Source organism: Parapedobacter sp. ISTM3 (assembly GCF_016533505.1).
Lineage (GTDB): Bacteria > Bacteroidota > Bacteroidia > Sphingobacteriales > Sphingobacteriaceae > Parapedobacter > Parapedobacter luteus.
On record NZ_JAENGN010000027.1, the window covers coordinates 1 to 14,034 of the forward strand.

The following is a 14,034-nucleotide window of genomic DNA, read 5'->3' on the forward strand; positions in this document are numbered from 1 at the left end:
GAAATCACGCTCCCTGCAAACAATCCCCTGCCCTGGCCGTTTACCTAACTGGAGCGGATGTTTAACCGATAACGAGGAGGACGATTATGCGACGGTTGTTTTTCAGTGCGACAGCCACATTGTTATTTTTGGCAGCCTGTGAAAAAGATGAAGACACGGATCAAACCATCTCGATCCATACGGACTTTTCCGATGGCAAAGACGGTTGGCAAGGCGGCTTTTCCGAATACAGCGGCACAAATGCCGAAATCTATGAACTCGAAGAAGGCATTGCCCCGCTGCCCCCTCCTTTGGATGAAAGCAAATCCGGCTACCGAACATCGGGAATCAATCGCAGCGACGACCTTTTTATGTACCTGACCAAACGCGTTCAAGGCCTCAAACCGAACACATCGTACCGTGGTCGATTTTCGCTGCAGCTTGCCTCCAACGCCCGCAGTGGCGGCGTAGGTGCCGGGGGCGCTCCCGGTGAATCGGTAGGCCTCGGTATTGGGCTTACGATAAAGGAACCCCGTTCGGCCCCCGATAACGATAATTTTTACCGGATGAATATAGACAAGATTCATCAATGCTGCACAGATGGCAACGACATGATTGTCATTGGCGATATTGCGAATGGGACGGATGATTACGTCTACACATTGATCGATCGTTCCGGGGAGTTTACCGCCACGACCGACCATCAAGGCGTTCTGTGGATCATTGTCGGCACGGATTCCGGCTTCGAAGGCCGGACCACGCTGTACTATTCTATCATCAACGTGACTCTTGAAGAAATTTAACGTGTATAGTGCATCCCACACATTATTTTTTCGCCAAACACCTTGATAATCAAAAATAAACTTACTACCTTTGCCGTCCTTAAAATAAGTTTAGGACAAAGCATAAATTAAAAAACTGTAAATGCCTACTATTCAACAATTAGTTAGAAAAGGTAGAGTAGCTCTGGAAGACAAGAGTAAGTCCCCAGCGTTGGACAGCTGTCCACAGCGAAGAGGCGTATGCACCCGTGTGTATACCACTACCCCTAAAAAACCCAACTCAGCAATGCGGAAGGTGGCCCGTGTGCGTCTTACCAATGGAAAAGAGGTGAACGCGTACATCCCCGGCGAGGGTCACAACTTGCAAGAACACTCCATTGTATTAATCCGTGGTGGTCGGGTAAAGGACCTTCCGGGTGTACGTTACCACATTATCCGTGGTGCATTGGATACTTCCGGTGTTGCAGGGCGCAACCAACGCCGCTCTAAATACGGAACAAAGCGGCCTAAGCCAGGACAGGCAGCAGCGGCTCCAGCAAAAGGCAAGAAAAAATAATTAAACGGAGGACAATAAGATGAGAAAGTCAAAACCAAAGAAAAGAATCATTCTGCCTGATCCGAAGTTTAATGATGTTCAGGTAACCCGTTTTGTAAATAACATGATGATTGACGGCAAGAAATCACTTGCCTACAGTATATTCTACAAATCCATGGAATTGGTAGAAAAGCGTACCAATGAAAACGGCTTGGATACTTGGAAAAAAGCATTAAACAATGTAATGCCTGCGGTAGAAGTGAAATCACGTCGTGTAGGTGGTGCCAACTTTCAAGTCCCTACGGAAGTGCGTCCTGAGCGCAAAATTTCGTTAGGGATGAAGTGGTTAATCAGTTTTGCCCGCAAACGGGGTGAAAAAACCATGTACGAAAAATTGGCAGCTGAAATTATCTCGGCATCAAAAGGTGAAGGTGCGGCCGTGAAGAAAAAGGAAGATACTCACCGGATGGCGGAAGCTAACAAGGCGTTCTCACACTTCAGGTTCTAATTTGGCAGATAGCCTATGAAATTACACCGGTTTGAAGGAATATAAACATCCAGCAAAATCGGTGTGATTTTTTTAGTGAACAAGTGAAACAATAGTATAACAACATGGCAAGAGACTTAAAATACACAAGAAATATTGGCATTGCTGCGCACATCGATGCCGGTAAAACCACTACCACGGAGCGTATACTCTATTACGCCGGTGTAAATCACAAAATTGGTGAGGTGCATGAAGGGGCATCCACCATGGACTGGATGGTTCAGGAGGCCGAACGTGGTATTACCATTACCTCTGCGGCTACAACCGTATTCTGGAACTACCGCGGCGATAAGTATCAGGTAAACATTATTGACACTCCGGGCCACGTAGACTTTACCGTGGAAGTGAACCGTTCGCTCCGCGTACTGGACGGATTGGTATTTCTGTTTTCGGCAGTCGATGGTGTGGAACCGCAATCGGAAACCAACTGGCGGCTGGCGGACAACTACAAGGTATCCCGTATCGGCTTCGTCAATAAGATGGACCGCTCCGGAGCAGACTTCCTCAATGTAGTAAAACAGGTGAAAGAAATGCTTGGCGCTGAGGCTGTGCCCCTGCAATTGCCTATCGGTGCAGAGGACAACTTCAAAGGCGTAGTAGACCTCATCAACAACCGCGGCATTATTTGGAACGAGCACGACAAAGGAATGACGTTTACGGAAGTGCCTATTCCGGACGACATGGCGGATGACGTGGCGCATTGGCGCGAAAAACTGTTGGAGTCCGTAGCCAGCTACGATGAATCGTTGATGGAGAAGTTTTTCGACGACCCGGACTCCATTACCGAACGGGAAGTGTTAGACGCGCTGCGCAAGGCAGTACTCGACAATTCAATTGTGCCCATGGTCTGCGGTTCTTCCTTCAAAAACAAGGGTGTTCAGACCATGCTGGACTTGGTCATGGAGCTGCTGCCCTCACCGCTGGATCAAGAGGCTGTAAAGGGAACCGACCCCCGTACCGACCAACAGATTGCGCGTAAGCCAGACTCTGCCGAGCCTTTCGCTGCCTTGGCTTTCAAAATTGCCACGGACCCGTTTGTTGGCCGCTTGTGCTTTATCCGGGTTTATTCAGGCAATTTGGAGGCTGGTTCGTATGTATACAATACGCGCTCAGACAACAAAGAGCGGATTTCACGCATCTTCCAGATGCATGCCAACAAGCAAAACCCGATCCCGAATATCAGCGCAGGTGACATTGGTGCCGTGGTAGGCTTTAAAGACATCAAAACAGGTGATACCTTATGCGACGAAAAGCACCCGATTGTGTTGGAGTCGATGGTATTCCCTGAGCCGGTAATTGGTTTGGCTATCGAACCCAAAACGCAGGCCGACGTAGATAAATTGGGTATCGCATTGGGTAAATTGGCCGAGGAAGATCCGACATTTCGCGTACAAACCGATGAGGAAACCGGCCAGACCGTCATTTCCGGTATGGGCGAGCTCCATTTGGACATCTTAATTGACCGCTTAAAACGTGAGTTTAAGGTAGAAGTCAACCAAGGTGCGCCGCAGGTTGCTTACAAAGAATCCATCACAGGCACGACACAGCACCGTGAAGTGTACAAGAAGCAAACCGGTGGCCGTGGTAAATTTGCCGACATTCAGATCGTCATATCTCCGGTAGATGAAGATTGGGATATTTCCAAATCGCCATTGCAATTCGTTAATGAAATTGTCGGTGGTGCTATTCCGAAAGAATACATTCCTTCGGTACAAAAGGGCTTTGAGGCATCGATGTCAAATGGTGTATTGGCAGGATACCCCTTGTCAAGCATGAAAGTACGGCTGATTGACGGTTCCTTCCACCCGGTTGACTCCGACTCACTGTCGTTTGAAATCGCTGCACGCACAGCCTTCCGGGAAGCATTGCCTAAATGTAAGCCGGTACTGATGGAGCCCATCATGAAAATTGAAGTACTCACCCCCGAAGAAAATATGGGTGACGTAATGGGTGACCTCAACCGTAGACGCGGCCAGTTGCAAGGAATAGACACACGTGCCGGTTCGCAGGTAATCAAAGCGATGGTACCGCTTTCGGAGATGTTTGGATATGTAACCCAGTTGCGTACCATTACCTCCGGACGGGCAACTTCAACCATGGAATTCGATCACTACGCGGAAGCGCCACGAAATGTCCAGGACGAAGTAATAGCCAAAGCAAAAGGCAAAGTAAACGTTTAATACACTCGGCTGCCTGTTGTAAATAGCTCTAACAGGTAGCCTTAACTTTTAACTAAATAACATGAGCCAACGAATCAGAATCAAATTGAAATCGTACGATTACAACTTGGTGGACAAATCTGCCGAGAAAATCGTTAGAACTGTAAAACCTACGGGCGCTGTGGTAAGCGGTCCTATCCCCTTACCTACTGAGAAGAAAGTATACACCGTCTTGCGTTCACCGCACGTGAACAAAAAGGCTCGTGAGCAGTTTCAACTCTGCGCTTACAAACGGTTGTTGGATATTTACAGCTCCAATTCAAAAACAGTGGATGCATTGATGAAACTCGAACTTCCCAGCGGTGTAGAAGTGGAAATCAAAGTGTAATGATTTCATGTTTAAAGCAAAACGGCCTGCCAATTGGCAGGCCGTTTTGCTTTAAGGTAGCGCTTTACTCATTAATCAACCTTTATAACGCAAATCCCAAACCTACTGTCCATACGCGATTGGTCAACTTCTCGTCTCCGGTGAAGAAATTATTGTTAGAGCCGCGCAGATCGGTAATCCCCAGGCCATAGCCGCCATGGATCATCAGCCCATTAGACAACTGGAAACCGCCGATAAAGTTAAAACCAAAGTCCGTTCCCTTAATGGTACCGTCTCTATCAAATTCAAAATCCTGCGTGGTGGTTGTCCAACCATTATCATATTTATTTTTACCAGAGATACCAAACGCTACATATGGACCAGCACCGAGAAAAAAGCTTCCCGCGGTTTGTACAGGAAACTTAGCGACAAAGTTGACCGGCACTTCAATCCACATTGTGTTTTGTGTTGCTTCTAAATTCTCGGTATCGACAAATTTGGCACCTTTCCCCTGCAACGATACGCCTGGCTGGATGTAGAACCAGTTGGTCGCTATCGGGGCATCAAGAAATGCCGTGACATGAAAATTGGTCGCTGCTTTCGTTTCGTATGTATTGGTATTTCCCGACCAATGGTATTTGGGGAAATTAACTCCCGCTTTGATACCAAATCCCAGGGGCTGGCCTTGGGCAAATACACCCGCCGAAATACTCACCGCCATTATTGCTAATACTAACTTTTTCATCGTTGTTCTCCTTTCTTTCTTAGTTTGCATGAATTATTTTTGTTCGAACTAACGACGAGGTTGCAAGATATGCGCCAGCTTGCCCAGCAATCCACTAAAACACTTATTAACAACTATTTAATAAAAAAAATTGCATACTGCCCAAGTGTATGGATTATTATACACTTACGCGCCAAATGGGCAATAGCGGACAACGCTGATTAATTATGTGCACAATCCTTCCAATTGTCAATAATTTATCTTAGTTTTGCAGTCCTTTAGAAAAAGGGTCGGGTGGCCGAGTGGCTAGGCAGAGGTCTGCAAAACCTTTTACAGCGGTTCGAATCCGCTTCCGACCTCGTTTTACACTGGTTAAAAAAATAAAGAAAATGGGAGTTACACGCTTAAAAAGAAAAGATAGAAGGAATAAAGTGGTAGCGAAGAACGAGGTTCAATTTTTGAAGCTTGGCCGCAACTTAGAAATCGGCAGCCGTTCAAAGATGCCGGCTAATAGCCAAATTGTTAAGAACAATGAGGTATTGGCCAAGCTGGAAGCTGAAATAAAGAAATAACAAGCCTGCCCCTACAGGCTTTCCAATATATCCGCCATTTGGCGGATTTTTTCTTTTGAGGATAGCCAAACAGTTCCTCCCATCCCCTCCACCGCTTCATTTGTATACCGCATTCCGCTTACCATCGCTACTTTCGCCGAGGAATGGAATGCCTGTGCACCTGTCAATCCAGCGATTTGCGCGATATTGGTTTCGTTGATGCCAGAGCCGGGCATAATTTCAATCCGTCCCGCCGCTTGGGTCACAAGTTTTTTGATTAAACCCGCCCCTGCCAAAGCGGTATTTTCCATGCCGGAGGTGAGCAATCTGCGGCAACCACAAGCGATGATGGCTTCCAAGGCCTCAAGTGGATCACGACTGACATCAAATGCCCGATGGAAAGTCACCTGCATCGGTTGAGCCAATTCGACCAGTTCTGAGGTACGCGCTATATCCACGCGGCCTTCAACATCCAGCAGTCCAATCACCACGCCATCGCACTTGGCCTCCTTACAAAACATAATATCCGCTTTCATTTCCTGAAACTCCAAATCCGAATACAGGAAATCTCCCGCCCTGGGCCGGATAAGCACATGCAACCCTATCTTCAATGCAGCCCGTGTCAACCAAATCTGCCCCGATGACGGCGTAGTGCCCCCCATTTCAAGGTTTTGACAAAACTCTATTCGATCCGCGCCGCCCTCCTGTGCTGCTAACGCAGAAGCCACAGAGTTAGCACATATTTCCAACCGGTACGATTTCCCCATGATAAGTAGTTCTAAGTGCCAAAGGTAAAAAAATGTCGCTTGACGTTAAAATTCAAGGTTGCCCATAAAAACACAAAGATTAATTCAATATTATTTGTAATTAGTCTTAATAACACATATGTTTGCCTTGTTATTTAAATGTATTCTAAATAATGGAGAGATTAATCCTGTGCATGTTCTGTGTTTCTGCACCATACCTACTGTGTGCGCAAGCAACCACCCCCTTATGGAGCAATGATTCGCTGAGGGTAAATACACTTGATGAAGTGGTCGTAACCGGCCAATATGAGCCCCAATCCATTAAAAACTCCGTATACCGAGTACGCACCATCAACAACAACCAAATTCGATTGCGCGCTGCCACTTCTGTAGAAAACATCTTAAACACCCAATTGGGCATGCGGTTTTCCAACGACCTCACATTGGGCGAATCAGACATCCAATTAATGGGCATGTCAGGCCAAAACGTCAAGGTGTTGGTAGACGGCATTCCGCTGATTGACCGGGGTGCCACCAAGCAAAGCCTCAGCCAGATTGACGTCAATAACATCGATCGCATCGAGGTCGTGGAGGGGCCCATGTCCGTGATCTATGGCACCGATGCCTTGGCTGGCGTCATCAACATTATCACGAAAAAAGGACTGGCCACGGATAACCTGTTGATTTCGGCGCGCGTGCAGGAAGAAAGTGCAGGAAGTGAATACAAAGCTTTCTCAAACGAAGGTATGCATAATGGCAACCTCACGGTCAACTGGCAACATAAAGGGTGGCTTGCCCAGGCTTCGGGAAGCCGCAACAATTTCGGTGGCTGGAAAGGCAACAGTAGCGGGCGTGCACTTGATTGGAACCCGAAGAGCCAATGGCTCGCCTCCGGGACCTTGGGGTATCGTAACGAAGCATTAGATATGTGGTATCGCCTGGATTATCTCGATGAAGATATCTATACACCCGGCCCTCTGAACCAAAACACGGGTCGAGCTGTAGATAAAAACTATCTTTCCAGCCGTTACACCCATGTATTGCAGGCACAGTGGAATATCAATGAACGATTCAGCTTTACTGGATCAGCGTCCTATCAAGACTATGAGCGGCGCACAAGAACCATCCGCCATGATTTCCGCACCGGGACATCGGAACTGACCACCGGCGCTGGCGAGCAAGATATTGCCGGGTTCACCTCAGCGGTGTTCAGAAGCACATTGCAATATAAGCTTTCGGATAAGGTGTTTTTCCAGCCAGGAATCGAAATAAACAGCAATGACGGCAGCGGGCAGCGGATATCTGGGAATCCGCGTATCAATGACTATGCACTGTTCATCTCGTCTGAAATAAAACCGACCGGATGGATGAACATCCGGCCTGGCCTGCGCTTCGTCAAAAATTCGGTATACGATGCACCTCCTGCAATCCCTTCACTTAACACCAAATTTCGGTTAAGTGAGTCTTTCGATATCCGAGCGGCGTACGCCAGGGGCTTCCGGGCACCTGCATTACGCGAACTGTATTTTACCTTCTTCGACGCTAACCATTCGATTACCGGCAATGAAAACCTAAAAGCCGAATATTCCAATAGCTTCAACACGTACGTGAGCTGGTATGGGAACAAGTGGGGCGCATGGCGTATCACGAGTACCTTGGGAGGATTTTACAATGATTTCAATGATCAGATCGCGGTTGGAGTCGATCCCGAAAATCCTTCGGCGAACACATACATCAACATTGAAAAATACCGTACGGCAGGAGGCACGCTGGAAAATGCGATCTTTTGGAAAAACATGGAAGCCAATATAGGCTTCTCTTACATCGGCCGGTATAACCGCTTGTCCGAAACGGAGGCCAACGTACCACCCATGGCCTGGTCGCCCGAAGTAAACAGCAACATCATGTATTACATCCCCAAATGGGGCGCCGGCATCAGCCTGTTCTACAAATTCAACGGAAAGCGCCCGAGTTACGAAGCCGTTGAACAAACCGACGGAACGGTAATGCCTCGTCGGGCAGCTGTTGCCTCCTACCATAACGCGGATGTCAGTCTCAATAAAAACATTACCCGCTATGTCACACTTGTCGGCGGCGTGCGGAACCTATTTGACGTGACCCGTATCGAAAGCACGTCGCTTGTAGGTGATGGTGCACACAGTTCGGCTGCCAGCGCGCTTCCGGTTGGCTATGGGCGGTCATTCTTTCTGGGACTCCACATGCAATGGTCGAAAAATTAATCCATATCATATTCATTCTATATCCAATAAATTAAAACGATATGAAAACAACAATCAACACGTTCAAATACCTTTATCTAGCACTGGGAATAGCTACGGTAGCTACCTCTTGTTCGCGTGATAATAATCCGGATCCGATCATCCCACCGTCCGAAGGGACCGAAATGACTTTAAATGGCGGCGTCGGAGGCAGTGGCGCCCAAAACACGGTATTCGTGGATTTAAGTGCCGCTAGGCAGGATTCGGCAAAGCGGGCCAGCTGGAATCTTGGATTTTACGGTGGCAGCCAATTCCGGGTGATCCTTAACAACACCAGCGGCGCTTCAGCTATTGCGGTCGATGAAACAGACATCAATGCGGTATCAGCAAGCGACATCAATTTGGATGACCTGGCCATCGCATTAGGGCAGCCCGGCGCCTTCGGCAATATCGATGACGTGACGGGCGACCTCAACCATACCGTAATTTCGGAAATATCCGCCACCGACGCTGACAATAAGGTATATGTAATAAACCCTGCCGGAGGTAGTTTTGGTGCAGTCATCTCAGAAGACAACGTATATAAAGTGCGCGTGCTGCGGTCCGGTAATGACTACACCTTGCAATACGCCAAACTCAATGCTTCTACCTTTGAAACGTTGACCGTACAGAAGGACAGTGATTTTAACTTTAAATATATCTCCTTTGAAACCGGCCCCGTGACGGTAGAACCGCCGAAAGCGGACTGGGACTTCCAGTGGACTTGGAGCATTTATTTCGGCGGAGCGGGAGCTACTGCTTATCCTTATGGTTTTTCTGACCTTATCTTCATTAATTATCTGGGGGGTGTGACCGCCGCGGAGGTCATCTTTGAGGATTCGGAAGGCACTCCCACAGGCCAACCAAGTTATGAGGAATTTGCAGAAACCCATATCAGCAGTGTTTCGTTCAGCAGCGCCCGCAACACCATTGGTTCCAGCTGGCGTGTCACTTCTCAGTCACCGACAGACCCTTCGCCGCTTGGCAGGCGAGTCGATCGGTACTATGTCATTAAAGATGCTGCCGGCAATGTATACAAATTGCGTTTCAACGCCATGGGTGCGGGAAGTGACGGCGGTGTACGTGGTTATCCGGAGCTGGAATACCAACTGGTAAAACAAGGGTGATTCGCCTTAATCTTAATTAACATGCAGCCGGGAATCCGGCTGCTTTTGGCACATAAAAAGAGTAGTCGGACACAATCCGTATATTTACAATATGAATAAGAACATTCCTTTTATCGGTCTCGCTTTTCTGTTGGTGCTTGCTTTTGGCTCCTGTAACGTATCCACGCCGAATGGAGGCGTCATCACCGATTCAACGAAGATCGTGTCCACCAATGGCACGTTGTCGGAGACCCTCGTAGCCCTGGGTTTTGAAGACCATATCGTTGGCGTGGATGTAGCCAGCACCTATCCCGCCAGCTTGCAGCAAAAGCCCAAGATTGGACATAACCGTGATATCGCTGCGGAGGGCGTCCTTGCCTTAGGTGCCGATCTGGTACTGGGTGTCACCGACATGGTAAAACCGGAGGTGGCTGAACAGATCCATGCCACGGGCACCAGGCTCCTGCTTTTTGATCATGAATATTCAATAGAAGGGGCTAAACAACTCATCCGGGCTGTGGCCGACAGCATGGGGCAGGCGGCAAGAGGCGATTCGCTCCTTGCCGTGTTGGACAGCGACTTGGCGAAGGCCGATTCCATCGTTGCCCAATCACCAAGTAAACCCAAAGTATTATTTATCTATGCCCGTGGTACGGGAACAATGATGGTGTCAGGCCAAGGTACGCAACTGGATGAAATGATTAAGCTTGCCGGTGGCGAAAATGCCGTTCAGGGATTCAGGGATTTCAAACCGTTGACCGCCGAAGCGTTGGTAGCCGCCGACCCCGACGTTATCCTCTTGTTCGACAGCGGCCTCTCCAGCCTTGGCGGCATCGACGGATTGTTGCAAGTGCAAGGAATCAGCCAAACCAACGCAGGCAAAAACCGCAACGTAGTGGAAATGGACGGGCAATTTCTCACTGGTTTTGGCCCCCGGTTGGGCAAGGCTATTTTAGCATTAGCGGAGAAAATACATTGAATTGAGGGAGCCGTGAAGAATTATAGCCTCCTACTCACTTTCCTTTTTGTGCTGTTGATTGCGGCGTGCGTGCTTTCCGTATGTGTTGGCGCCGTAAAAATAAGCGCCCCGGAATTGTGGTCCATCATTGCCTATCGAGCGGGATTCAGCAGCCACATTGATTTCACCAGTCAACAGGAGGCCGTCTTGCTCAATATCCGCCTGCCGCGCGTTGTTTTGGGCGTGTTGGTCGGAAGCACACTGGCCATTGCTGGTTCCGCTTTACAAGGACTTTTCCGCAATCCGTTGGCAGAGCCGGGACTTATCGGTATCTCCTCAGGCGCATCGCTTTTTGCGGTGATGATAATTGTACTGGAACACCGCTTCTTCAGCTTTCTGACATCGGCATTCGGCTACCATGCGTTGGCCATCGCCGCCTTCATCGGGGCATGTATAACGACTTTTGCTGTGTACCGTTTGGCGGTAGGCAACGGAAAGGCTGATATCACGACGTTACTATTGGCAGGCATCGCAATCAATGCATTGGCCGGTTCGTTTACCGGCTTGCTCACCTACATGTCTACGGATGAACAGTTGCGCAACATCACTTTCTGGACATTAGGAAGCCTGGGCGGCGCCAGCTGGAAAACGGTGACGGGCATCCTGCCTTTCGTATCCGTGTCGCTCGCGGCGCTCCCTTTTTTCTGTAAGGCACTGAATGCCCTGGCTCTTGGCGAATCACAAGCTGGACATATGGGCATCCATGTAAGCCTGCTCAAAAAATTCATCATCGTCTTGGCGACTTTGGGTGTAGGTGCCTCCGTAGCCGTGTCCGGCATGATCGGATTTATCGGCTTGGTTATCCCGCATATCCTGCGAATGGCATTTTCGGCGGACCACCGTTTGGTTGTGCCAGGCGCTGCGTTGCTGGGCGCCGCGGTACTGGTCTTAGCCGATGTTATCGCACGCACTATTTTCGCCCCGGCGGAACTACCCATCGGTATACTTACCGCAATCATTGGTTCGCCGGTATTTATCTACATCATTTTGGCAGAACGGCGAAGGCGAGGTCTCGGCAAGTAATAAATTGCACATTTTCAACGTACGATTGTTGACATATGGCTGAAATTATTAATTTTAACTTGATTTTTGGCAAATGATTGAAGTCAAAGACATTCACTACTCGGCGGGATCCGCAAAATTGGTTGACGGGATAAGCTTTCATGTCCGGCCCGGGGAACTCTTGGCTATCATCGGGGCCAACGGCGCTGGCAAGAGCACGTTATTAAAATTGCTGTGCAAAGAGATACAGGCCCCAGCAGGCGAAATCCTTATCCGCAAGCAGCCAATTGGAGAGTATAAATTAGCGAATTTAGCGAAATTCCGTTCCGTACTGGCCCAAAGTAATACATTATCCTTGTCTTTTAAAGTACATGAACTCGTTATGATGGGCCGGTACCCACATTTCGACAACCAGCCGCAGGATGATGATCTCCGTATCGTAAAAGCCGTCATGGATGAAACCGGCATCAGTGAGTTCGCAAACCGCGATTATAATACCCTGTCAGGCGGTGAGCAACAGCGGGTGCAACTGGCCCGCGTCATTGCTCAAATTTATGATCAGCCCGAAGGTATACTTTTTCTCGATGAGCCTACCAATGGACTCGATCTGCTTTACCAGCAGCAAATTTTAGTTCTGGCCCGAAGCCTGGCCAACCGGGGATACTGTGTGGTAAGCATTTTGCATGACATTAATTTTGCAGCACGGTACGCAGACAACATATTGATTTTAAAAAAGGGGAAACGAATCGCTTTTGGTCACCCGCGGGACGTGATTACCCAAGAAAACATCCATCAAGCCTTCAACATTCAGGTGCGGTTGCTGCATGACGATGCGTTCAATTGCCCGTTAGTTATCCCCGCTGTGATGGTATCCGAACACGTATAAATACAATGAGCATGGAAAACACAATCATTTCACTCAAAGAGCAATATCAATCGTTCAAAGCGGAAAACCCTAAAGTACGCATCCGTGATGCCGCTAAACAATTAGGCGTTTCGGAAGCCGACTTAGTCGCTACCGGCGACCACAACATCGCGCTAAAACCGGACTTTGAAGCAATCCTAAAAGAAGTCAGCACGCTGGGAAACGTCATGGCACTTACACGCAATGACCATGCCGTGCACGAACGCAAGGGCGTTTATACCAAAGCCACGTTTAACGGACATGTCGGCCTTGTGGTCAATCCGGATATCGACCTCCGGTTGTTCATGAATGCCTGGCATTTCGGCTTCGCGGTGCAGGAGGGTGATCGCCGAAGCCTTCAGTTCTTTGATAAGGACGGCGAAGCCGTGCATAAAATCTATCTCACTGAACAAAGTGATACGCAGGCTTATGAAGCTTTGGTAGCCAAATACAAGGCCCCCATCCAGAATGCAACACTGCAAACCACCGCCATCGACAAATCGGTAGTGGAGCGTCCCGATAGCGAAGTCGATATCGCTGGCTTCCGGCAGGCTTGGCTGGATTTGAAGGACACCCACCATTTCTTTGGCCTTTTGCGTGATTTCGGTGTAACTCGGCGTCAGGCCATGCGCTTAGCACCCGAAAATCATGCCACGCAAATTACGACAGCGTCGCTGAAACGCATACTCGAAGGGGTATCCGAGCGCGACTTGGACATTATGGTATTCATTGGCAGCCGTGGCTGTATCCAAATCCATACCGGAAAAGTAAAAAAATTACTGCAGACCGGTCCCTGGTTTAATGTACTGGATCCGGAGTTCAACATGCATCTACGCGAAGATGGCATCGAAAGCGTATGGCTGGTCAGAAAACCGACAGAAGACGGAATTGTCACCAGCCTTGAGGCATTTGATACCGATGGTAACATCGTCGTCCAATTTTTCGGCAAGCGCAAACCGCGCATCCCGGAACGTGAAGACTGGCGGCAGGTCGTAACAGACTACGCCGTCATGCAATAACCATAAACAGCGAAGTTGGGTAATACTTCCCTGCAGTATTTCTCCAACTTCGCTTACGTCAGCTTTCAATAAACTATTGTTAGCCTACCTCACCGTGCTTCATTAACCCGCCCGCAGCACAGCCGCCCACAGTCGCCACAAATTCCACAAAGCTATTATTTCAAAAATATAACACTAATAACCAACGCATTACATAATGCCCTTGAACTTATTTATAATCTTTCTAAATAATTTATATCTTTGAAGGCGTAAGAAGAATGTTAATCAAGGTCTATATATGGTTTGTTTTATATAGTTGTTTAGTTTAGTTAGTAGAAAACCCCGCTGATGTGAATCA

General features: G+C 48.4%; 14 protein-coding genes and 1 tRNA gene. 13 read left to right on the forward strand and 2 right to left on the reverse strand.

The genetic code is table 11. From position 1 onward, the window contains the following. The first annotated feature begins 86 nt into the window (after positions 1-86). The 5 genes from JHJ32_RS21725 (at position 87) to rpsJ (ending at position 4,390) form a co-directional block, all read left to right on the forward strand. A complete protein-coding gene (locus JHJ32_RS21725; RefSeq protein ID WP_079717717.1) occupies positions 87-782 on the forward strand; it encodes a hypothetical protein in 696 nt (231 codons plus the stop codon). A 121-nt stretch (positions 783-903) separates the two neighbouring features. After that, the gene (rpsL, locus tag JHJ32_RS21730; RefSeq protein WP_079717716.1) at positions 904-1,317 is read left to right on the forward strand and encodes a 30S ribosomal protein S12; all 414 of its coding nucleotides are present in this window, start codon (positions 904-906) and stop codon (positions 1,315-1,317) included. A gap of 19 nt (positions 1,318-1,336) precedes the next feature. Then, positions 1,337-1,804: a 30S ribosomal protein S7 gene (gene rpsG / locus JHJ32_RS21735; protein ID WP_079717715.1), complete on the forward strand. Its 468-nt coding sequence runs from the start codon at positions 1,337-1,339 to the stop codon at positions 1,802-1,804. A gap of 104 nt (positions 1,805-1,908) precedes the next feature. After that, entirely contained in the window at positions 1,909-4,023 is a 2,115-nt protein-coding gene (fusA, locus tag JHJ32_RS21740; RefSeq protein ID WP_200122669.1) for an elongation factor G, read from the forward strand. 61 nt (positions 4,024-4,084) lie between these two features. After that, positions 4,085-4,390: a 30S ribosomal protein S10 gene (gene rpsJ, locus JHJ32_RS21745; protein ID WP_079717713.1), complete on the forward strand. Its 306-nt coding sequence runs from the start codon at positions 4,085-4,087 to the stop codon at positions 4,388-4,390. Positions 4,391-4,472: 82 nt separating this feature from the next. Here the strand turns inward: rpsJ and JHJ32_RS21750 are convergent, their stop codons facing one another. Further along, a complete protein-coding gene (locus tag JHJ32_RS21750) occupies positions 4,473-5,144 on the reverse strand; it encodes an outer membrane beta-barrel protein (RefSeq protein ID WP_079717712.1) in 672 nt (223 codons plus the stop codon). A 237-nt stretch (positions 5,145-5,381) separates the two neighbouring features. Here JHJ32_RS21750 and JHJ32_RS21755 point away from each other — a divergent pair. After that, positions 5,382-5,452, forward strand: a tRNA-Cys gene (locus JHJ32_RS21755). Positions 5,453-5,482: 30 nt separating this feature from the next. Further along, positions 5,483-5,665 (forward strand): spore protein, encoded by a 183-nt coding sequence (locus JHJ32_RS21760; RefSeq protein WP_079717711.1) that lies wholly within the window; start codon positions 5,483-5,485, stop codon positions 5,663-5,665. An 11-nt stretch (positions 5,666-5,676) separates the two neighbouring features. Here JHJ32_RS21760 and JHJ32_RS21765 read toward each other — a convergent pair whose 3' ends face one another. Next, positions 5,677-6,411 (reverse strand): copper homeostasis protein CutC, encoded by a 735-nt coding sequence (locus tag JHJ32_RS21765; RefSeq protein WP_200122671.1) that lies wholly within the window; start codon positions 6,409-6,411, stop codon positions 5,677-5,679. Between the two features lie 152 nt (positions 6,412-6,563). Between JHJ32_RS21765 and JHJ32_RS21770 the strand changes: the two genes are divergently transcribed. The 6 genes from JHJ32_RS21770 (at position 6,564) to JHJ32_RS21795 (ending at position 13,697) form a co-directional block, all read left to right on the forward strand. Next, positions 6,564-8,630 carry a TonB-dependent siderophore receptor gene (locus JHJ32_RS21770; protein WP_233632801.1) on the forward strand — a complete coding sequence of 689 codons (2,067 nt, stop codon included), beginning with the start codon at positions 6,564-6,566 and terminating at the stop codon, positions 8,628-8,630. A gap of 41 nt (positions 8,631-8,671) precedes the next feature. Further along, complete coding sequence (locus JHJ32_RS21775) at positions 8,672-9,775, forward strand: HmuY family protein (RefSeq protein WP_200122673.1); 1,104 nt, start codon at positions 8,672-8,674, stop codon at positions 9,773-9,775. Between the two features lie 91 nt (positions 9,776-9,866). Beyond that, the gene (locus JHJ32_RS21780) at positions 9,867-10,733 is read left to right on the forward strand and encodes a hemin ABC transporter substrate-binding protein (protein WP_200122675.1); all 867 of its coding nucleotides are present in this window, start codon (positions 9,867-9,869) and stop codon (positions 10,731-10,733) included. 12 nt (positions 10,734-10,745) lie between these two features. Then, positions 10,746-11,795 carry an iron ABC transporter permease gene (locus JHJ32_RS21785; RefSeq protein WP_200122676.1) on the forward strand — a complete coding sequence of 350 codons (1,050 nt, stop codon included), beginning with the start codon at positions 10,746-10,748 and terminating at the stop codon, positions 11,793-11,795. Positions 11,796-11,868: 73 nt separating this feature from the next. Then, on the forward strand, positions 11,869-12,660 hold the full coding sequence (locus tag JHJ32_RS21790) for a heme ABC transporter ATP-binding protein (protein WP_200122678.1): 792 nt from the start codon (positions 11,869-11,871) through the stop codon (positions 12,658-12,660). Between the two features lie 11 nt (positions 12,661-12,671). Further along, positions 12,672-13,697, forward strand: a complete 1,026-nt coding sequence (locus JHJ32_RS21795; RefSeq protein ID WP_200122680.1) for a hemin-degrading factor — start codon at positions 12,672-12,674, stop codon at positions 13,695-13,697. Positions 13,698-14,034: the final 337 nt, after the last annotated feature.

Coding starts and splice junctions, on each gene's coding strand:
- rpsG (WP_079717715.1), top strand. CDS start 1,337: ATGAGAAAGTCAAAACCAAAGAAAAGAATCATTCTGCCTGATCCGAAG.
- JHJ32_RS21770 (WP_233632801.1), top strand. CDS start 6,564: ATGGAGAGATTAATCCTGTGCATGTTCTGTGTTTCTGCACCATACCTA.
- JHJ32_RS21775 (WP_200122673.1), top strand. CDS start 8,672: ATGAAAACAACAATCAACACGTTCAAATACCTTTATCTAGCACTGGGA.
- JHJ32_RS21725 (WP_079717717.1), top strand. CDS start 87: ATGCGACGGTTGTTTTTCAGTGCGACAGCCACATTGTTATTTTTGGCA.
- JHJ32_RS21765 (WP_200122671.1), bottom strand. CDS start 6,411: ATGGGGAAATCGTACCGGTTGGAAATATGTGCTAACTCTGTGGCTTCT.
- fusA (WP_200122669.1), top strand. CDS start 1,909: ATGGCAAGAGACTTAAAATACACAAGAAATATTGGCATTGCTGCGCAC.
- JHJ32_RS21780 (WP_200122675.1), top strand. CDS start 9,867: ATGAATAAGAACATTCCTTTTATCGGTCTCGCTTTTCTGTTGGTGCTT.
- JHJ32_RS21750 (WP_079717712.1), bottom strand. CDS start 5,144: ATGCAAACTAAGAAAGAAAGGAGAACAACGATGAAAAAGTTAGTATTA.
- rpsL (WP_079717716.1), top strand. CDS start 904: ATGCCTACTATTCAACAATTAGTTAGAAAAGGTAGAGTAGCTCTGGAA.
- rpsJ (WP_079717713.1), top strand. CDS start 4,085: ATGAGCCAACGAATCAGAATCAAATTGAAATCGTACGATTACAACTTG.
- JHJ32_RS21790 (WP_200122678.1), top strand. CDS start 11,869: ATGATTGAAGTCAAAGACATTCACTACTCGGCGGGATCCGCAAAATTG.
- JHJ32_RS21760 (WP_079717711.1), top strand. CDS start 5,483: ATGGGAGTTACACGCTTAAAAAGAAAAGATAGAAGGAATAAAGTGGTA.
- JHJ32_RS21795 (WP_200122680.1), top strand. CDS start 12,672: ATGGAAAACACAATCATTTCACTCAAAGAGCAATATCAATCGTTCAAA.